This window comes from uncultured Georgenia sp. (assembly GCF_937958535.1).
GTDB lineage: Bacteria > Actinomycetota > Actinomycetes > Actinomycetales > Actinomycetaceae > Oceanitalea.
Genome location: NZ_CALGNQ010000236.1, coordinates 1 through 19,285, shown reverse-complemented (window position 1 = coordinate 19,285; position 19,285 = coordinate 1). Strand labels below are relative to the sequence as shown.

The following is a 19,285-nucleotide window of genomic DNA, read 5'->3' as shown; positions in this document are numbered from 1 at the left end:
ATGTTCCAGAACGCGATCATCGCGTCGACCTTCGACTCCTCGATCGCCGAGATCCACTGGATCATCTGGCCCGGCACCGAGGTGTGGTAGTTGAAGGCGTACTCGTTGATGTTGATGGGCAGCTCGGTGCCCTCGTACTCGGTCCCCGCGAAGATCTCCGCCTCCCACTCGCGGTACTTGGCCACGTTGTCGCGGATGTTCTGCGGGTGGCTGAGCTCGTGCCAGGTGATGATGTCGGGCACCGTGCCCGCCTCGACGGCGTGCTCGAGGAAGCCGTAGACCTGGTCGTACAGGATGCTCGTGTTGGGGCCGCTGATCCGGGTGTCGGGCAGCGCCTCGCGGATCATGCCGTAGGCGTGGTCCCAGGCGGCGAAGTAGTCGGTGGGGTCGCTGAGCCAGCTGGTGCCGTCGTAGCTCCACTCCCCGGTCCCGAACATGTTGCCCTCGGGCTCGTTGAAGGGCTCGATGACGATGTGGTCGCGGTAGCGGTCCTCGAGCTGCTGGACCATGGCGAGCTGGTCGGCGAGCACCTCCCAGTAGCCGGAGAGCCGCTCCTCGGGGGTGTCCCCGGGCCACTGGTAGGGGAAGCCGCGGTACCAGTCGGTGGTCCGCACGTACACGTCGCCGCCGGTGGTGTCCGCAAGCTGCTGGACGACCTCGAGGGCGTCCGAGCCGGGGTGCTGCGCCCCGTCCTGGGCCTTGGTCGCCACGGTGCGCACGTTCATCCCCTCGACGAGGTTGTCGCTGGGCATGCCGTCGGCGTACAGGCCGTAGAGCACCCCCGCGGCGCCGCCGTGGACCGGGCCGGTGTCGGTGCCGGCGTCGATCCGCAGCTCCCCGCGGGTGACGGTCACGCGTGCCGTCACGGCCGCGCCCGCCGCGGTACCGGCGACCTCGACGACGCCGGTGCGGTCGAACGCGCCCGGGTCCACCTCCTCCCAGACGACGGCGACGTCGCGGTCGTAGCCGTCGGAGAAGGTGGCCCGCACGGCGTCGGGCAGGTCGGGGACGTTGCCCAGCGTCGTGCGCAGCTCGACGACGTCGGAGGCCAGCCCGGTCAGCGTCGGTACGTCGTCACCGACGAGCTCGGCGACCTGGTCCCCCGAGAGCGCGGTGTGGTAGATCCGGAAGTCGTCGACCGCGGCCCGCAGGAGCGGGTCGGCGTAGAACGAGCGTCCGACGTACCCGGCCGTCGACGCACCTCCGGTGAGCAGGTCGGCGGCGGTGATCGACGTGCTCGTCGCGGCCACCGGGACGCCGTCGAGGTAGGTGGTGAGCTCCTGGGCGGCGGTGTCGAGCGTGGTCGTCAGCGTCACCCACTCCTCGGCGGGCAGCGCGGCGTGGCCGGTGAGGAGGTCCTCCCCGCCGCCGCCCGCCGTCGTGATCGCCGTCCGCAGCCTTCCGTCGGCGTTGGACGGGGTGCTGAAGAGGTAGCGCTGGTTGTTCGTGCCCAGGGCGTAGACCCACTGCCAGCTCCCGCCGGAGCCGGCCCAGCGCAGGCGGACGGAGACCGTGAGGTCCGTCGCGTCCTCGAGCGCGGCGCGCGGCAGCGTGACGTACCCGCCGTCGCTGCCGCCGGGCAGGTCGAGCGCGGTGCCGCCGTCGTCGGTGGGGATCTGGGTGGTCGTGCCGCTGATCGTGCCGTCCAGCCCGTTCCCGGAGCTGTCCGTGACGGTCGTGCCGTCGATCTCCTCCATCGTGTAGTGCAGGTCCGGTTCGGGGACCGCGCCGTGCGCCGGGAGCGCCAGTCCGCCGAGGAGACCAGCGGTGAGTGCCGCGATGGTCGTGGCGGCGAGGGCCGTTCTCTGCCTGCCTCGCCCTCGTCTGGTCGTGCTCATCATCAAGCTACCTCTCTCTCGTCGGTTGCCCTCATGGGCATCGCGCCGCACTCCGCCCCCGGCACGTCGTCGTCCGGTACGCGGTGCACCACAAGCACCGCTCCGTTCGGCGAGAGCCGCGGACACCTTCGCGCGGTGATGGCTCGAGGAGTCACCGCGTCCAGCGGTGGTGTAGTCAGGTGCCCGGCAGCCGGATAGCCGCGGGCACCTGACGTGGGCACGCTAGGTGGTCGTCATCCCGCGTTCGCCGCATCGACTGGGCGGCGGATACCGAGGGTGTCGGTGCCGTTGCCGTCCCAGTCACCCACGTGCACCTCATCCCCGACCTTGCCGAAGGTCACCACCGTATCCGCGTCCCCACCACGCAGGGAGTTGTTCACGTGGTACGTCCGGCCACGTTGGACAGCAAACGTGTCTGTCCCGTCGCCGTCCCAGTCACCCGCGAGGGTGACGTCGCCGCTGCGCCCGTAGGTGAAGGCCACGTCGGCGTCCCCGCCACGCAGGGAGTCCTTCACGTGGTAGGTCGCCCCACGGCGCACCGCAAAGGTGTCCGTCCCGTCACCGTTCCAGTCACCGACCAGCACCTGGTCATCCGTCCGGCCGTAGGTGATCACCACGTCCGCCTCCCCGCCACGCAGGGAGTTCTTCACGTGGTAGGTCGCCCCACGGCGCACCGCAAAGGTGTCCGTCCCGTTGCCGTCCCAGTCACCCACCAGGATGACGTCACCGTCCCGGCCGTAGGCGATGACCACGTCCGCCTCGCCCCCGGCGCCGTTGGACACGTGGAACTCGTTTCCGCGACGCACCGCGATCGTGTCGACGCCGTCACCGTCCCAGTCACCGATGAACACCTCGTCGGCCCACCGGCCGTACATGAAGTGCAGATCGGTGGACCCCCGCCAGGTGTTCGACAGGTGGAACTCCGCCGTCCGGCGGTCAGGGCCGGGCTCCCCACCCTCGGTGGAGAAGGTGTGGCTCCACTCCGCGGTGGCACCCTCGGCGAGCACGAAGCCGTCCAGGGCGCGCACGGTGACGGTCACGGTGCCGGCGCCCGGGTGGGTCCCGGCCTCGACAACCTCGGCACCGATCAGGTACTCCACGCCATCCACCGCGGGGATCGTGAACGTGTCGTCCTCGGTGCCGTCCTCGTCGGTGAAGGTCACCGCCTCGGGCGTGACCTCCACCGGTTCCCCACTCTCGACGGGGTTCAGCGTCCAGAAGCGGTCGGGGATCTCCTCGTCAGTTGCGGTGGTCTCGGACGAGAGACCGCTACCGGCGGTCACGGTGCCGTGGCCGCCGTTGCCGGACGAGTCAATGACGACTCCCGTGTCTTCTTCCTCGTCGAACGCGTACTGCAGGACATCACCCGCGGCGGGTACTCCACTGGCGAGCTCGGCCACCTCCGCACCGCTGAGCGCACGCGAGTAGATCGCGAAGTCGTCGATCGCCCCATCGAAGGGCGGGTCGCTCGAGTACTGGGCCCTGCCGAGCCAGTTGCGGTCGTTCGACGCGTTGAGGTCAGCCGGCGAGATGGTGATCCCGTCGTTCGTGGCCACGGCCTCGCCATTGATGTACATCGTGCCGGTGGTACCTGACACCGTCACGGTGACCAATGACCACTCATCGAGGGTGAGGTTCTGGCCGGGGTAGTCGAGCCGCTGCTCGCCTCCGGCGCCGTTCGTCGTGATGGCGAAACGGGGTCCGCTACCCGCGCTGACGGTGAAGAACATGCTCGAGTTGGAGTTGAAACCGATGTCGAAGACGCGTGACCAGGTGCTCAGGGCAGCGGGCTTCACCCAGGTCGAGACCGACCAGTCGCCGTCCAGCTCGTCCACGACACCGTTCGGCAACGTGACGTAGGAGTCGGCGCGGCAGAAGTCGAGCGCCGTGCCGAACTTGCCGGGCTGGCGTGGCCCGTCGGCGGTGCAGCTGCCCATATGAGCCCCGTCCGTCCACTGGACCACGGCGGCGCCGGACTCGGTGCTCATCCCCTCGACCCCGAGGGTGAGCCCGGTGCCGTAGTTGGCCAGGCGCACGTTGCCCCTGTTGTCGGGCACGAGCTGCCAGAACTGGTCTGCGCCGCCGTCGCCCTCCCGGAGGGCTGCCGCCACACCGTTCTCGGCGACGGCCTCCTTGACGCCGAGGGTTAGCCCGCTGGGGACGTGCACGATCGTGTACAAGCCCGACCCTGCCTCCGTCACACGCCACGACTGCGCGCCGGCGTCGCCGGCCTCCGCCTGGACGACGGGAGTACCGGGCTCGGTGCCGGCGTCCCGCGCGGCGAGGGTAAGGCCGCTGTGCAGGTTGTCGATGGTGTAGGAGCCGGCCAGGCTCTCCGGCTCCTCCTGGGCGTCACTGACCACGACGTGGTAGCCGTACATCGGGTTCATCACCACGGGCACCGTGATCGAGCCATCGGCGCCGACCTCGTAGGTGGTGTTCGAGATCGTGATCGGCGCCTCGGTCGGCGTGGTGCGGCCGTACGATGCCGTCACTTCGAGCTTCACGTTGACCTCTCCGTCGAGCTCGAGTGCGTCCAGGCCGTTGATGACGATCGAGGTCGGCCCGCTGTTGCCGCCCGCGATGACACGCACCTCGTCCTTCGCGTCGTTGACGGAGGCGGCGCCGTCCAGCGGGCTCTCGTTCGACGGCGGAGTCGTGGTCACCATCTGGCCGCTCATGTCTGCGTACCAGGTGTAGAGCCAGTAGGCGCCGTTCGGGTCCCCACCGCGGTGAGTGAGCAGGTCACCGAGTGTGCCGGACTGGTTCCAGAACGCCAGCTCGGCACGATCGACGCCGAAGCGCTCGAGCTTGGCGATGTAGCCGACGAGTATCCCGGGTAGACCGACCTCTTGGGGGCTGGCGTACTCGGCGATGTCGATCGGCCGGTCCTCGATGCCCAGGTCGTCCATGATCGTCTGGACGTTCTCGATGTCGCCCTGGATCTTGGACGACCGGATGAGCTCGTGCCATTCGAGCACGTCCGGGACGGTGTCGGTCTCGACGGCAAACTCCAGGAACTCCCGCATCCCGCTGATGTTGTCGGAGAAGCTCGGCCCCTGGATCGGCATGTCCGGCCCGAGCTCCTCGCGCAGGATGTTGTAGCTCATCTCCCACAGATCAAGGAAGTCGCCGTTCGCCTCCAGCCACGTCTGGTCGGACTCGTTCCACGGCGCGTATGCAACGACATTGGTGACACCGGCTTCCTCGATGTCGGCGACGACGTCGCGAATGACGTTCTCCCACCCCTTGCGGTCCTCGGTGTCCTCCCAGCTGAACTGGTACGGCCAACCCGGGTAGTAGTCGACGATCCGCACGACGATTCCGGCGTCGTGTCGCTCGGCTGTGCGCCAGACGTCGAGCGTGTCCCCGGTCGGCTGCTGGCGTCCGCCCGGGGGCATCTGCACGAAGGTGTTCGGCTTGATCGGGGCGATGAGGTCGTCGGAGGGGACCCCCTCGTCGGCGATGCCGTAGAGCGACCCGGTGGCGACATGCGTCACTTCCCGAAACGGCTGGTCCGCCTCGACCACGAGCGTACTGTCGGGATCGGTCTCGAACTGCGCCGTCTGTGCCGCGGCACTGCCGACTACTCCTCCGGGACCGAGACCGGCCACCAGCGCGATGGAAGCACCGGCGGCTACCCCCCGTCTCCGCTGTCTCGTCGTGGGCCCTGAACTGAATGACATGTGGATCTCCATCTCTGGCTAGGGACGCAGCGAACTGCCGCATGATGTTTTCCGAGCGCCACTCGCGCCAGTTCTTGACGGCACGCGGCCTGTCCTCTCCATGCGGCCCTCGCCGCCGACGGCGTCGGGAAGTGCCATGGCCCCGCACATGACGGTCGTCGTCGTGGGCGGGCTGACGAAGGACCGAGCGCGGAGTCTGTGACTAGCGCTGCGCTGCCGTTGCATGTTCGCGAGTGGCCGACGAACTCGTCGTCGTTGGGACATTCTCATCTTTGAGTACCTCACTGTCGTGGGGCGCCAGCGGTCGACACACCGCCAGGTGCGGCGTGACTGTCTTTTCTCGGGTGAGCGTCGCCTCCCCTCTTGAAGTCGAACTGGTTCGAATTCGATCGAGCGCCCTGGTGGACGTCGATATGGTCAGCTGCCTGTCCCGTACGGGTCAGGTCTCATGAGCCACCTCCGTATCGCGCCCCCGCGGTGCTGCCGACGAGGTGCGGCAAGGTACCGTCCCGGAGGAACACCGGCACGACGTCGAGCGGGGCCGCCACGGTCAGCCACCGGCCGCCGTCGTGCTCCTCGCCCGTGGCGGCGTCCACCCAGCGAGCCCCCGCCGGCAGGTAGACCTCCCGGCTGCGGGCTCCGGCGGTGACGACGGGCGCGACGAGCACGTCGGGACCGAAGAGGAACTGGTCGGCGACGTCCCAGGCGACGGGGTCGGCCGGGAAGTCGTGGAAGAGACCGCGCATCACCGGCTGCCCCTCCCGATGGGCGATCGCCATCACCTCGCGGGTGTACGGGCGCAGCGCCTCGCGCAGGTGCACGTAGCGCTCGAGGATCGGGTAGACCTCCTCGCCGTAGGACCACAGCTCGTTGGGTCCCCCGCTGCGCAGCCGGCGGGAGCCGTCCGCGGCGGTGACCTCCTCGTAGGGCAGGCGGTCCCCGTGCAGCCGCATGACGGGGCAGAAGGTGCCGAACTGGAACCAGCGGACGAACAGCTCGCGGAACTCCTCGTCGCGGACGTCACCGTCGTGGAAGCCGCCGATGTCGGTGGTGAACCAGGCGATGCCGGCCACCCCCATGTGGATGCCCGCGGTGATCTGGCGGCGCAGGTCGGCGAAGGTGGAGCTGATGTCCCCCGACCAGGCCAGGGCGCCGTAGCGCTGGCTGCCGGCCCAGGCGCAGCGGACGAGGTTGACCACCTCCTCCTGGCCGGCGGCGCGCTGCCCCTCGTAGAAGGCGCGGGAGTAGAGCTGGGGGTAGAGGTTGCCGATCTTGACGTTCGGGCCGAGGTGGTAGCGGTAGTGGTCGAAGTCGTAGGCGCCGTACTCGGGCTCGGCCTCGTCGAGCCAGAAGAGGCGGATGCCGAGCTCGGCGTAGTTGCGCCGGCACAGCTCCCAGAGGCGCTCCCGGGCCTCGGGGTTGGTGACGTCGAGGAACATGCTCGGCGCCTCGAAGGCCATCTGCACCCCGATGCCGCGCTCGGTGCGGACGAGGAGGTTGTTCGCCGCGAGGTGGTCGTAGTTCTCCGACTCGAGGGATATCTGCGGCCAGACCGAGACCATGAGCTCGACGCCGTGCTCGCGCAGCTCGGCGACCATCGCGGCCGGGTCGGGCCAGAACTCCTCGTCGAAGCGGAAGTCACCGAGGTGGGGCCAGTGGAAGAAGTCGGCGACGACGACGTCGAGCGGCAGCCCGCGTCGCCGGTGCTCGCGGACCACCTCGAGGAGCTGCTCCTGGTTCCAGTACCGCAGCTTGGACTGCCAGAAGCCCAGCCCGTACTCCGGCATCATCGGGACCCGGCCGGTGACGGCGGTGTAGGCGGCGCTGATCTCCGCCGGTGTGTTCCCGGCCGTGACCCAGTAGTCGAGCTGGTCGGTGACCGGGGCGCGCCACTCGGTGCGGTTGCGCCCGAAGGTCGCCGAGCCGACGGCGGGGTTGTGCCAGAGGAAGCCGTAGCCCCGGCTGGACAGCACGAAGGGGACGCTCGCCTGGGAGTTGCGGTGGGCGAGCTCGAAGGTGCAGCCCTTGAGGTCGAGGATGTCCTGCTGGTACTGGCCCATCCCGTAGAGCTTCTCGTCGGGGTCGGCCGCGAAGGCGGCGGTGACCGCGAGGTCGCCGCCGAGGTGGGTCTGCAGGTCCCGGGCCCGTAGCCGCAGCGACCCGCCGGCGTCCAGCTCCTCGAGCAGCAGCTCCCCGCGCTCGTTGTAGAACGCCAGGTGGCAGTGGTGCACCGGGTAGCCGACGACGTGCTCGTCCCCGGTCCAGGCCGTCGCCACGGCGCGGATACGCCCGTTCGTCACGGTCGCGGTGTGCCCGTCGATGGAGACCGTCGCCGCGGTGCCGGGCTGGGGCAGCAGGGCGTGGTCGGTGTCGCGGACCTCGCCCTGGATCGTCGCGCGGACGCGCAGGCTGTGCTCCCCCCAGGCCTCGACGACCAGGGTCTCTCCGCCGCCGCGCCACACCAGGGCGCCGGCGCGCTCGGTGAAGGGCGTGGTCACTGCTCCTCCGTCTCTGCGTGCACGGGCAGGAAGACCCGCATCCGGGCGGGGCCGCGCTCGGCCCAGCGGTGGTAGGGGGTGAGGGTGAGGTCCGCCGGCCGGGTGTCGCCGGTGGGGGCCGGCCGGCCCGGGCGGTACGGCAGCGCTCCCGGAGAGTCCGCGACCGGGACGACGCGGCCCGTGGCGCGCACGGTGTCGGCGGGGCCGGGCCGCAGCGGTGCGGTGGGGTCGACCCGGACGTCGGCGATGTCGACGTCGTCCGGCAGGTCGGTGCTCTCCAGGCACATGACGAGCGGGCCGCGCTCGACGGCGACGCTGCCGCGCAGGGCGTCGATGCGTGGGTCCGGCCAGGTGAGCCGGGGGTCCAGGGGCAGCACGAGCCGGATCCGCTCCCCGGCGCGCAGCTCCTCGAGGTCGAGCCAGCCCGGCGCGGCCGGGGCGGCGGGGGCTGCGTCGCGGGCGACGGTGGCGCCCTCCGCCCACGAGGGGACGCGGAGGCGAAGGTGCACCGGGCGGTCGGGGACCTCGTGGACGGTGACGTCGACGGTGCCGTCGTCCGGGTAGGCCGTCGCGACGCCGAGCCGCAGCCGGCCGCCGCCGTCGAGCTCGACCGCGACCTCACCGGAGGCGTACTGCATGAGGGTCAGGGTGTCGCCCTCGACGGCCGCGAAGTAGGCGGGCAGCGAGGCGAGGGTGCGTGCCACGTTCGTCGGACAGCAGGAGACGTCGAACCACGGGGCGCGCACCCCGCCCTCCGCGCGGGCGTTCTCGGCGTCCTGCCGCACGTCGGAGCCGGGCTCGCGCTGCTGGAGGGGGTTGGCGTAGAAGAACGCGCGTCCGTCCTCGCGCGGCGAGGTCGCGACGACGTTGAACAGCGTGCGCTCGATGAGGTCGGCGTAGTGGACGTCCCCGGTGGCGAGGTAGAGCCGCCACGAGACCATGACCGAGGCGATGCCGGCGCAGGTCTCGCAGTACGCGCGGTCCGCGGGGAGCTCCCAGTCGTCCCCGAAGCCCTCGTCCTGGTGGCGTGAGCCCATCCCCCCGGTGAGGTAGGTGCGGCGCTCCACCGAGCGCCGCCACTGCTCGGCCACCGCCGCGGCCAGCTCCTCGTCGCCCAGGTCGACGGCGGTGTCCAGCGCACCGGCGGCGAGGTAGAGCGCGCGCACGGCGTGGCCGCGCCACACGGTGGCCTCGCGCACCGGGAGGTCGTCCTGGAAGTAGGCGCTGCTGAGCAGCGGGATCGGGGTGAGGAGCCCGCGGCCGCGGCGCTCGACGAAGAGGTGGGCGAGCTCGACGTAGCGGCGCTCGCCGGTGGCACGCCCGAACTCGGCGAGGCCGACCTCGATCTCGGGGTGGCCGCAGATGCCCTCGCGGCCGTCCGGCCCGAACTCCCGGTACACGTGGTCGGCGGCGCGCCGGGCCACGGTCACGAGCTCGTCCTCCCCCGTCGTCCGCAGGCGGGCGACGGCCGCCTGGAGCAGGTGGCCGGTGCAGTACAGCTCGTGGCCACGCTCGAGGTCGCTGTAGCGGGGCGGCTGCCCGGCGTGCCCGAAGCAGGTGTTGAGGTACCCGTCCTCGTCCTGCGCGGCGGCGACCCGGGCGGTCAGGCGGGTGAGCAGCTCGTCGGCCTCCGGGTCACCGGTGCGCCCGTACTCCCAGGCCAGCGCCTCCATGAGCTTGTAGATCTCCGAGTCGGAGAACTGCCAGCCGGGACGCTCGCCGCCGGTGCGGCCCTCGGCCACGGCGTCGAAGTTGTCCAGCCAGCCGAGCCGCTCCATCCACTCCAGGCAGTGCTCGAGGGTGGCGGTGGCGTTGGTGCGCTGCCGGGTTCCCCAGAACCCGCCGGTGAGGGAGTGCTCGCCGACCCCTACTCCCCGGCGGGTGCCACGGGCGGGGACGACCGGGCGGGCGAGCCGCGCGGCCGTGTCCGCTCGGGGGGTCGGGGAGGTGGTGAGCTTGGCTGTCACATGCATCAGTCCTTGACGGCCCCGGCGGTCACGCCGGCGGCCACGAAACGCTGCGCGACGACGATGAGGATCGCCGCAGGGATGGAGGCCACGACGGCGGTGGCCATGATCGAGTTCCACGTGGTGGTGTTGTTGCCGATGTACTGGTAGATGCCGAGGGTGATCGGGATGAGGTCGCCGTTGCGGTTGAGGGTCGAGGCGAAGATGAAGTCCGACCACGCCCACAGGAACGCGAACAGCGAGACGGTGACGACCGAGTTGCGGCTCATCGGCAGGATGATCGAGCGGAAGATCCGCCACGTGCCGGCGCCGTCGATCGTCGCCGCCTGGACGATCTCCCGGGGGATGCCGGCCATGAAGGCGGTGAAGAGGAGCACGCCGAAGGGCACCGCGATCGTCGAGTCGGCGATGATGAGCCCCCACACCGTGTTGAGCAGGTCGAGGCGCACGTAGATGGCGTAGAAGCCCATGGCCATGACGACGCTGGGGATCATCTGCGCGACGAGCAGGAGGAAGCTGATCCCGCCCGTGCCGCGCACGTGCAGCTTGGACAGCGCGTACCCGGCCGGTGCCGCGACGACGAGGGTGAGCGCCACGCAGCCCAGCCCGACGAGCAGACTGGTACCCAGGTTCGGCAGCTGGTCGCGCAGCACGCTGGTGTACCCCTCGAGCGTCGGCTCCTTCGGGTACCAGTGCGGCGGGTTGGCGCGCATGTTGTTCGTGCGCGTGAGCGACACGTTGAACATCCAGTAGACCGGGAAGAGCATGAGCCCGGTGAGGACGAGGCCGACGAGGGTGCGCCCGATCGGGCGGCGGGTGGTCATGAGTCCTCCTGTCGTCGCTGGAGGTGCAGGTAGAGCAGCCCGACCGCGAGGGCGATGAGGATGAGGATGTTGCCGATCGCCGCGGCCATGGAGAAGTTGGGCTGGGCGGTGCCGAAGGCGTAGCGGTAGGACAGCACCGCGAGGTTCGCCGAGGCGCTGCCCGGGCCGCCGGTGGTCATCACCCAGATGACGTCGACGACCTTGAGGGTGTAGACGAAGCCGAGCAGGAGGGTGATCGCCGAGACCGGCCGCAGCAGCGGGAAGGTGATCCGCCAGAAGCGCTGCCGGCTGCCGGCGCCGTCGAGGGCGGCGGCCTCGTAGACGTCGCCGGGGATGTTCTGCAGCCCGGAGTAGAGGATGACGAGGTTGAACGGGATCCCCAGCCAGATGTTGGCGATGAGCACCGAGAGCAGTGCCGTGCTCGGGTCCGTGAGCCAGTTGACCTGCCCGATGCCGAAGGCGCTGAGGACGGAGTTGACGATCCCGTACTCGCTGTTGAGCATCCACGACCACACCGAGCCGGAGACGATGAGCGGCAGCAGCCACGGGATGAGGAAGGCCCCGCGCAGGACGCCGGAGAGCGGGAAGCTGCGCTGGAAGAAGACGGCGAGCGCGAGCCCGATGGCGTACTGCGCGGCGATGGAACCGAGGGTGAAGACGGCCGTGTTGCGCAGGGCGGTGCCGAAGGCGGTGGAGCTCAGCGCCGAGGCGTGGTTGTCCAGGCCGACGAACTCGGCGTCGCCCTGGACGAAGGCGCGGGCGTCGTACCAGTGGATGCTCAGGTCGATGTTGCGCCACAGCGGGTAGGCGTAGAACACCACGAGGTAGACGAGCAGAGGCGCGACGAACGCCACGCCGGCCCAGGTGGTGGCGGAGGGACGCCGCCTCCGGCGCGGCCCCGGGGCGTCGGCGCTGGTGGCCTCTGCCCCGGGGGCGCGGGTCGGCACGACGTCGGAGGGAGTCGTGGACATGACACCTACTTCGGTCGGGTCGGTCGGGTGCTGGCTCAGCCGTTGACCGCGGCCTCCGCCTCGGCCTGGGCCTGGGCGAGGGCGTCGCTCACGCTCATGGCACCGCTCGTGGCGTTCTGCACCGCGGTCCACAGTGCCTCGGAGATGAGCGGGTAGTCGGTGCCGAGGTTGTCCCCCGTGCGGCTCTTGGCCGAGCGCACGGCCTCGACCCACGTCTCCAGCTCCGGGTGGTCGGCGAGCAGGGCCTCCTGGCCCTCCGCCGTCGGCGGGATGTAGTAGGCGAAGGTGGTCGCCGTCTCGGCGAGGCCCTCCGGCGTCGTCATGCACTCGACGATCGCGGTGGTCACCTCGTAGCGCGCCTCGTCGTCCTGGACGGGCGCGACGATGAACTCACCGCCCGTGGGCGCGGGCGCCACACCCCCGTCCGGGCCGGGGATCTGGATGACACCGACGGGGAAGTCGGCCTCGGCGGCGCTGTTGACCTGCCAGGTGCCGTTCTCGACGAAGCCGAAGTCACCGGTGAGGAACTCCTCCCAGGTGGTGTTCTGGGAGTTGTTGATGACCGTGTTGGGGGCGTAGCCCGCGTCGATCCAGTCCACCCACAGCTGCAGGGCCCGCTCGGCCTCGGGCGAGTCCAGCCGGCGCAGGTCCGCGCCGGCGCCCCAGAACCACGGGAGGAACTGGAAGGAGCCCTCCTCGGTGCCGATCCCGGCGAAGGTGATGCCGCGGTGCCCGGCGTCGTCGATCGCCGCCAGTGCCGCGGTGAGGGAGTCCCAGTCGGTGATGGTGGCGGGGTCGACACCGGCGGCCGCGAGGACGTCCTCGTTGTAGAAGAGGGCGAGGGTGTTCGCGCCGATCGGGATGCCGTAGGCCTCGCCGTCGATGACACCGGCGCCGAGCAGGTTCTCGTCGATGGCGGCGGTGTCGAAGCCGAGCTCGCCCATCGTCGTGAGCATGCCGGTGCCGGCGAGGGTGGAGACCGCCGGGTTGTCGAGCAGGATGATGTCCGGCGCGTTGCCCTCCTGGGCGGCGAGGAGGGCCTGGTTGGTCAGCTGGGTGGTGTCGAAGGCGGTGCGGTCGATCGTCACGCCGGCGTCGGTGCCGCAGGCGGCGACGCGGTTGGCCCAGTCGGACCCGTCCGCGTGCTGCGGGTAGGGGTCCCACCAGGTGTAGGTGTCGCCGCTCGCGGAGCCGCCGTCGCCGTCGGCGGACGAGCAGGCGACGAGCGCACCTGAGGCGAGCAGCGTGGATGCGGCGACCGCGACGGTGCGAAGCGTTCGGGGGGTGGCCATCGGATGTTCCTCCTTGGGTGGGGTGCTGGTGGCGCCGGCTCTGGCGCCTCCGGTTACGGTCGGGGCGGCTGAGTGCTGCCTCGGTCCTTGAGCTCGGGTGAGATGAGCCGCGTGACGTAGGGGTCGCGCTGGCCCGCGGCCGACTCGATCCGGCGGACCAGCTGGCGCACCGCCATCGCCCCCAGCCGGTCGGGGGCGCTCTCGATGAAGGAGAAGGGCAGGCTGAAGGTGCGCGCGAAGTCCTCGGAGTACCGTCCGATGACCGAGTAGTGCGCCGGGGAGCTCAGCCCCCGTGCGTTGAGCACGGTGGGCAGGGCCGCTGCCGCCGCCTCGTTGTTGAGCAGCAGCCCGGTCGCGCCGGGGTGTGCGTCGAGCAGCTGGTGCAGCTCGTTGCCGATCTCCGGCTGGTGGGACGACCCGTACACGGCGTGCAGCGTGACGCCTCGCCGTGCGGCCTCCTCCTGGGCGGCGTCGCGCAGCCGCCACACGTAGGCGCCGCCCCGCTCGACGACGTGCTCGGGCTGCGAGACGAGGATGAGCTCGCGGTGCCCCAGGTCGGCGAGCTGGTCGACCATGAGGCGGCCGGCCTCGGGGAAGTCGAGGTCGAAGACGTCGAGCCCGGTGCAGTCCTCCGGCAGTCCGACGAGGGCGCCGGGCTGGCCGGCCGCACGCAGGACGGGCAGCCGGGGGTCGCGGTCGGCGACGTTGAGCAGGACGACGCCGTCGACCATACGGGAGTCGGTGATCCGCCGCAGGGCCGAGGGGCCGTCGGCGTCGGTGACGAGGAGGATGTCGTAGCCCAGCTCCCGCGCGGTGTCCGAGACACCGAGCATGTACTGGAGCATCGCCGGGGCGAACTCGTCCTCGAGGAACTGAGCGAACAGGCCGATGACCCGGGTCTGAGCCGTGGCCAGTGCCCGCGCGCCCGCGTTCGGGGTGTACCCGAGCTCCTCGACGGCGGCGAGCACCCGCTCACGCACCTCCTGCGAGATGGAGCGCTTGCCGGACAGTGCGTAGGAGGCGGTGCTGCGAGAGACACCCGCCAGCCGAGCAACGTCGGCAATCGTCGCCATGACGACCCTCCTCGAACCGGTTCGACTGTCGAACCGGTTCGCTCACCTTAGCGGACCTTCAAAGGTGTGAGTCAAGAATCGGGGCGAACGGTGTCGAACCGATTCGCCGAGGAGGTGTCTGGTGGTCGGGCGGACGAGTGCGCCTGGCGAGGGGGCACCGGTCGGCCGCACGCGTTCCTGCCGCCCGCGCCGGCCTCGGCTCGGCGGACGCGCCGGGTTCCGGCGAGGATGCCGGCCCCGGGGCACCGACCCGCGCTCAGCCGGCCGAGCCGCTCCGGCTGTCCACCGGCTGCCCGGCGAAGTCGGCAATTCGCGTCACGACCTCGGGCGTCCACAGCACCCGCCGGTGCCCCAGCCCGTCGGTGAGCACGAGCTCGGCCCCCGGCCACACGTCGACCAGCCGCTCGGAGACCCGCGGCGGCGCCTCGGCGTCACCGGAGTCGTGGACGGCGAGCAGCGGCACCTCGGGCTGCTCGGCGAGGACCTCCGCGGCGAGGGCCGGCCCGTCGAACGCCGCCCTGGGGATGCCGATGATCTCCTCGATGCGGTCGAGCAACCGCGTCCGCGACCGTGCGCCGAGGCCGGTGAGGCCGCGGAAGGAGTCGACGAGCTCGTCGATGTCGGTGGCCGCGGCGACGGTGACGAGTGCACCGAGTCCCGTGCGGTGATGCCGGGCGGCCCAGAGCACGGCCAGGGCGCCGAGCGAGTGCGCGACCGTCAGCGCCGGCTCGCCGTGCTGCCCCACCACGAGGGCGTGGGCATGGGCCATCTCCATGACACGGGTGGACCGCGGGCCGTATCGGCCGGCGGGCGAGTCACCGTGGCTGGGTGCGTCATGGACGACCACGCGGTAGCCGGCGTCGCGCAGCGGGCCGACCAGCGCGCCGAGCTGCTGCCAGTGACCACCCCACCCGTGGACGAGGTAGGCGGTGGGCCGGCCCGCGCCCTCCACGTCGTAGACCCGGCCGCGGACGACGAGGCCGTCACCGGTGAGCTCGAACGGCTCCCCACCCTCGGGCTGGCGCGCACGCCGGCGCTCGGGTGACGCGGTCTTCGGGAGCCGGAACCACAGCCGGGCACCGAGCCGGGCAGCGAGCGGTGGGAGCGTGGTGTCGATGGCCCCGAAGAGGCCCTGGAGCATCCGCTGCGCGCGCGTCGTACGAACGGTCGTGCTTTTCTTCTCAGCCACGTCGGGCCTCTCTGCTGAACGGGAGCGGTGCCGTCCGACCGGGACGGCGCGGGGTCAGGTGCGGACGGAGGCGAGCAGCCGCTCGAACGTCGCCATCGCGTACTCGCGGGCGCGCGGGTTGCGCATGAGCCGGGCGGCGACGTGGTGGGCGAGGATGATGCCGTAGCACTCCTGCGCGACGGCGTCCGGGTCGACGTCCTTTCGGAAGGCCCCCGCCCGGACTCCCGAGCGGTACATGATGGCGATCGAGTCGAGCAGGTCGGTCTGGTGCGCGACGAGCCGCTCCCGTACCGGGCCGTCCGGCAGGTCGTCGAACTCCATCGATCCGGCGGCGAACACGCAGCCACCGGGCATCGCGTACTCGGCGTCGGTGTCCCACCCCAGCCAGCGCTCGACGAGCGTGCGCAGGCGCGGCTCCCCCGCCGGCTCGCGCAGCGCGGGCAGCACGACGTGCAGCCGGAAGCGGTCCGCGGCGAAGTCGAGCGTCTCGATCTGGAGCCGGCTCTTGGACCGGAAGTGCGCGAACAGACCGCTCTTCGACATCTCGAGCCGGTCGGCGAGCGTCCCGATGGTCAGGCCGTTGAGGCCGACGACGCTCGCCTGCCGCAGCGCCTCGCGCAGGGCGAGCTCGCGCGTCTCCGCGCCCTTGCTCATGACCTTGGCCACCCACCAATAAAAGCACGCTCGTTCGGTCGCGGCAAGGTCCGGAGGCGTCCGATCTCGACGGAGTGCACCCGGCGGCGGTGTCGGAGGCCGGCAGACCCCCGCTGCGGGTGTCAGATGTCGGCGCTAGCGTCCGCTCCGACAGCCCCGACCCGACAAGGAGCCACTCCCATGAACCCCGACCCGAACATTCCTACCTACGTCGCAGTCGTGGAACGCAACGCCGGAGTGTTCCTCGGCTCCGGGATCGTCGCCCAGGTGCTCGGGCTCGGCATCCAGCTCAACAACCTCGGCTCCTTGCGGCCGAGCAGCGGCGCGGTGGCCATCGGGGGTCTGCTCGTCCTCGTCGGTCTCGCACTGCTCGTCGCGGGGATCGCAAAGGTCGTGAAGAACGTCGAGGCCACCGCGACCGCCACGGTCACCGCCGAGAACCTGCTACGCGACATCCGCAACGTCACGTTGGCGCAGTACCACGAGAACAGGAACGCCCGCGAGAGCTGATCCCCCGCCCCGAACCTCTCAGGTCCCTACTTCACCCCGAAGTCGAAGGCGTCCTGCTTCCGGTGGCCGAACTTCTCCCGGAGGAAGTTGCCCATCGTCGTGAGCTGCGCCGGCGCGTGGCTGTGCCGCGCCGCGTGGAGCGCCTCGGCCTGGCGGAAGAGCAGGTCGAGCTGCTCGGCGAGCTCCTCCTTCGGGGTGCGCCCGTTCGGCTGACGCGCGTCGAGCAGGCGCGCCGGGATGGCGAGGTAGCCGCGCACCACCGCCGGGAGGTACTCCCGCACGAGGGCGTCGAGCTCGTACTCGAAGCTCGCGTCGCGGGTGGGCTCGCGTCGCTCGGCCTCGACGACGGCGTCGAGCACCTGGCAGGTCTCCAGGAGCGTGACGTACGCGCCGGACGGGAGCCGGGGCCGCTGCCGCCGCGCCAGGGAGCCGACCCAGGTGAGGGTGGCGGCCCGGCCGTCGGCACCCTCGAGGGCGGCCTCCGCCGGCGGTGAGGTGGTGACCTGCGCGGTGGGCGCGTCGGTCTCCTCGGGGAGGAGCCGGTGCCACCACCGGCGCCGGGCCGGGAGCCATAGGTCGCGCAGGTGCCAGGCACGTACGCCCGATGCCCCCATCGACACGAGGGCGAGGAGTCCGCCGAGGCCGATGACGTCGAGCACGAAGATGCCCACCGCGAAGCCGGCCGCGTACACGAGCCCCTCGAGGATCACCAGCGCCCGCTTCTTCACCGCGCCGATGACGAGGACGAGGAAGGCGAGGAGGGGCAGGAAGAGGACGACGAGGCCGACCTTGACGACGTTGCCCAGCGTCCAGCGTGTCATCGTCGGCCCTCCGGGAGCTCGTCGTGGGTGGCGTCGGAGGAGCGGCTGCGCTCGAGCTGCAGCCTGGCCCGGCTCACCTGGCCCTCGAGGACCTCCACGGTCTGCTTGATCGAGTGCGCGGCCTCGGCCTTGAACCGGTCGATCTCGTCCAGCGCCTGGAAGACGTTGTCGAAGGCCTGCTGGAGCTTCGCCGGGTCGACGGTGGCGCGGGCGGCCTGCTGCTGGATCTCCGCGCCCTGGGTGCGGAGCAGCTCCGACGTCGCGAGGATCATGTCCGAGGTCGTCGTGTTGAGCGCCTCGATCTGGGAGAGCACGATCTGCTGCTGGGCCAGCGCCTGCGAGACGATGACCGCGACCCGCAGCGCCGCCAGGGTGGTGTCGAGCGCCCGGTCCACGCCCTTGATGAGCTCGGTGTTGTTCTTCTTCACGACGTCGAGCGCGAGGTAGCCCTGGACCGAGACCGCCAGCTGGGTCATGAGGTCCTGGTGACGCTGCCGCACGTAGAAGAGGGCGTCCTTCTCCAGCGTGGTGGCGTCGTCGGCCTTGCCGTCGGCACGCAGGGCGGCGATCCGCTGCTCCAGGCCGTCGCCCAGGTGCCGGGCGAGGACGGCGTAATTGGCGAGCTGCCCGAGCGCCGCCCACAGGTGGTCGCGCTCGGTCTGGATCGCGGCGTTGTCCAGCCGCAGCTCGTCCTGCCCGCCCTTGAGCGCCTTGGTGATGGCGTCGAGCTGCTCCTGGGCGGACTCGTACTTGCGGAAGTACCGCTCGATCGCGTTGCCACCGGGCAGGAACCGAAGCAGGCGCTTGCCGCCGGTGAGGTCGTGCCGGTTGGGGTCGAGCTCGGTGACGATGCGGCGCAGCTCGGCGAGGCTCGCCCCCGTGCGGGACGCGGGGTCCGCACCGGAGGCGGCCATCGCGGCAGCAGGCCGCTGGAGCATCCGGTTGGCGGAGTCCGCCGCCTGGTTCATCGTGTCCTCGCCCAGGCGGGTCAGCTGCGCCATCTTCGTCTGGAACTCGGGGCTGTGCAGCGGCGTGGCGAGCAGCTCGTCGAGGAACTTCTCTGCCGTCTCCGCGTGCTGCTGCTGCGTCTCGGCGTCGACGAGGACGACGCCGCCGACCTTCTCCGGCTCGTGGACCTCCACCTCGTCCGCCGGCTTGGGCGGCTCGAGCTGCAGCGGGTTCTCGACCGCCGGGGGCTGGTTCTGGCCAAGGTCGAGCGGGTTGGACATGCGGTGCACTCCTCCGGCAGATCGGGGTCCTGCTCGATTGTCTCAGAGCAGACGCACCGTCGGGAGGGCAGGACCGCCCGAGCTCTCCCCTCCCCTACTCGACCACCGCGGTGGCCTCGACCTCGACGAGGACGTCGGGTTCGTAGAGCCGGTCCACCCCGATGAGGGAGGACGGGGGCAGCGGTTGCGGGAGGGCCAGGTCGCCGAGGACGGCCTCGATGCCCGCCATGAGGTCGGCCATCATCTCGGGCTCCCACCGCGCGACGTAGAACCGCAACTGGGCGACGTCGGCGAAGGTCGCTCCGGCGCCGGCCGGCGCACGCCCGACGTTGCGCAGGGCGCCTGCGACCTGACCGGCGAGGTCACCGTACGCCATCGCCCTCCCGTCGCCGTCCCGGGCGACCTGCCCGGCGACGTGGACGAGGCGCGATCCGGTCGCGACGGACACGTGGTGGTAGGGAGCCGGCATGAGGCCGGCGGGGCTGGAGAGCTGGACCGCCACGGGTCCTCCTTCGGGGAGTGGGGAGCCAGGTCAGCCCTGGGCGGCCTGGCGCTTGCGCTGGTAGTGACGGCGCGCCTTCATCCGGTTGCCGCATACGGCCATGGAGCACCACTGCGCCCGGTTGGCGTGGCTGCGGTCGATGAGGAACAGGCGGCACTCGGGGTTGCCGCACGGGCGCAGCCGGCCCGGGCGGGACTCCTCCAGGGCGAACCAGGCGAGCACGGCGCGCGC

Annotated in this window: 15 protein-coding genes; 1 reads left to right on the top strand and 14 read right to left on the bottom strand. The window is 71.1% G+C overall.

From position 1 onward, the window contains the following. From Q0195_RS12390 to Q0195_RS12345, 10 genes are all read right to left on the bottom strand, one after another. On the bottom strand, positions 1 to 1,838 hold a 1,838-nt coding region (locus Q0195_RS12390; RefSeq protein ID WP_299279022.1), incomplete at its 3' end, for a LamG-like jellyroll fold domain-containing protein. A 233-nt stretch (positions 1,839 to 2,071) separates the two neighbouring features. After that, a complete protein-coding gene (locus tag Q0195_RS12385; RefSeq protein WP_299279021.1) occupies positions 2,072 to 5,338 on the bottom strand; it encodes a LamG-like jellyroll fold domain-containing protein in 3,267 nt (1,088 codons plus the stop codon). A 632-nt stretch (positions 5,339 to 5,970) separates the two neighbouring features. Further along, positions 5,971 to 8,022, bottom strand: coding sequence for a TIM-barrel domain-containing protein (locus Q0195_RS12380; RefSeq protein ID WP_299279019.1), 2,052 nt, complete (start codon positions 8,020 to 8,022; stop codon positions 5,971 to 5,973). Then, a complete protein-coding gene (locus Q0195_RS12375) occupies positions 8,019 to 9,989 on the bottom strand; it encodes a beta-L-arabinofuranosidase domain-containing protein (protein WP_299279017.1) in 1,971 nt (656 codons plus the stop codon). Before Q0195_RS12375 ends, Q0195_RS12380 begins: the two co-directional genes overlap by 4 nt. 5 nt (positions 9,990 to 9,994) lie before the next feature. Further along, complete coding sequence (locus Q0195_RS12370; RefSeq protein WP_299279015.1) at positions 9,995 to 10,813, bottom strand: carbohydrate ABC transporter permease; 819 nt, start codon at positions 10,811 to 10,813, stop codon at positions 9,995 to 9,997. Then, positions 10,810 to 11,784, bottom strand: a complete 975-nt coding sequence (locus tag Q0195_RS12365) for a sugar ABC transporter permease (protein ID WP_299279014.1) — start codon at positions 11,782 to 11,784, stop codon at positions 10,810 to 10,812. The genes Q0195_RS12370 and Q0195_RS12365 overlap by 4 nt, the downstream gene beginning before the upstream one ends. 35 nt (positions 11,785 to 11,819) lie before the next feature. Then, positions 11,820 to 13,076: an extracellular solute-binding protein gene (locus tag Q0195_RS12360; protein WP_299279012.1), complete on the bottom strand. Its 1,257-nt coding sequence runs from the start codon at positions 13,074 to 13,076 to the stop codon at positions 11,820 to 11,822. A 53-nt stretch (positions 13,077 to 13,129) separates the two neighbouring features. Next, positions 13,130 to 14,149: a LacI family DNA-binding transcriptional regulator gene (locus tag Q0195_RS12355; RefSeq protein ID WP_299279010.1), complete on the bottom strand. Its 1,020-nt coding sequence runs from the start codon at positions 14,147 to 14,149 to the stop codon at positions 13,130 to 13,132. 256 nt (positions 14,150 to 14,405) lie between these two features. After that, positions 14,406 to 15,290, bottom strand: a complete 885-nt coding sequence (locus Q0195_RS12350; protein ID WP_299279008.1) for an alpha/beta fold hydrolase — start codon at positions 15,288 to 15,290, stop codon at positions 14,406 to 14,408. Positions 15,291 to 15,392: 102 nt separating this feature from the next. Beyond that, a complete protein-coding gene (locus tag Q0195_RS12345) occupies positions 15,393 to 16,004 on the bottom strand; it encodes a TetR/AcrR family transcriptional regulator (protein WP_299279006.1) in 612 nt (203 codons plus the stop codon). Positions 16,005 to 16,172: 168 nt separating this feature from the next. Here Q0195_RS12345 and Q0195_RS12340 point away from each other — a divergent pair, with 168 nt between their 5' ends. Further along, on the top strand, positions 16,173 to 16,502 hold the full coding sequence (locus tag Q0195_RS12340; protein WP_299279004.1) for a hypothetical protein: 330 nt from the start codon (positions 16,173 to 16,175) through the stop codon (positions 16,500 to 16,502). Between the two features lie 26 nt (positions 16,503 to 16,528). Here the strand turns inward: Q0195_RS12340 and Q0195_RS12335 are convergent, their stop codons facing one another. The 4 genes from Q0195_RS12335 to Q0195_RS12320 all read right to left on the bottom strand — a co-directional run. After that, the gene (locus Q0195_RS12335) at positions 16,529 to 17,323 is read right to left on the bottom strand and encodes a hypothetical protein (RefSeq protein ID WP_299279002.1); all 795 of its coding nucleotides are present in this window, start codon (positions 17,321 to 17,323) and stop codon (positions 16,529 to 16,531) included. Then, positions 17,320 to 18,552: a toxic anion resistance protein gene (locus Q0195_RS12330; RefSeq protein ID WP_299279001.1), complete on the bottom strand. Its 1,233-nt coding sequence runs from the start codon at positions 18,550 to 18,552 to the stop codon at positions 17,320 to 17,322. Before Q0195_RS12330 ends, Q0195_RS12335 begins: the two co-directional genes overlap by 4 nt. A gap of 94 nt (positions 18,553 to 18,646) precedes the next feature. Beyond that, positions 18,647 to 19,054, bottom strand: coding sequence for a RidA family protein (locus Q0195_RS12325; RefSeq protein WP_299278999.1), 408 nt, complete (start codon positions 19,052 to 19,054; stop codon positions 18,647 to 18,649). Between the two features lie 30 nt (positions 19,055 to 19,084). Continuing rightward, on the bottom strand, positions 19,085 to 19,285 hold a 201-nt coding region (locus Q0195_RS12320; protein WP_299278997.1), incomplete at its 5' end, for a CGNR zinc finger domain-containing protein.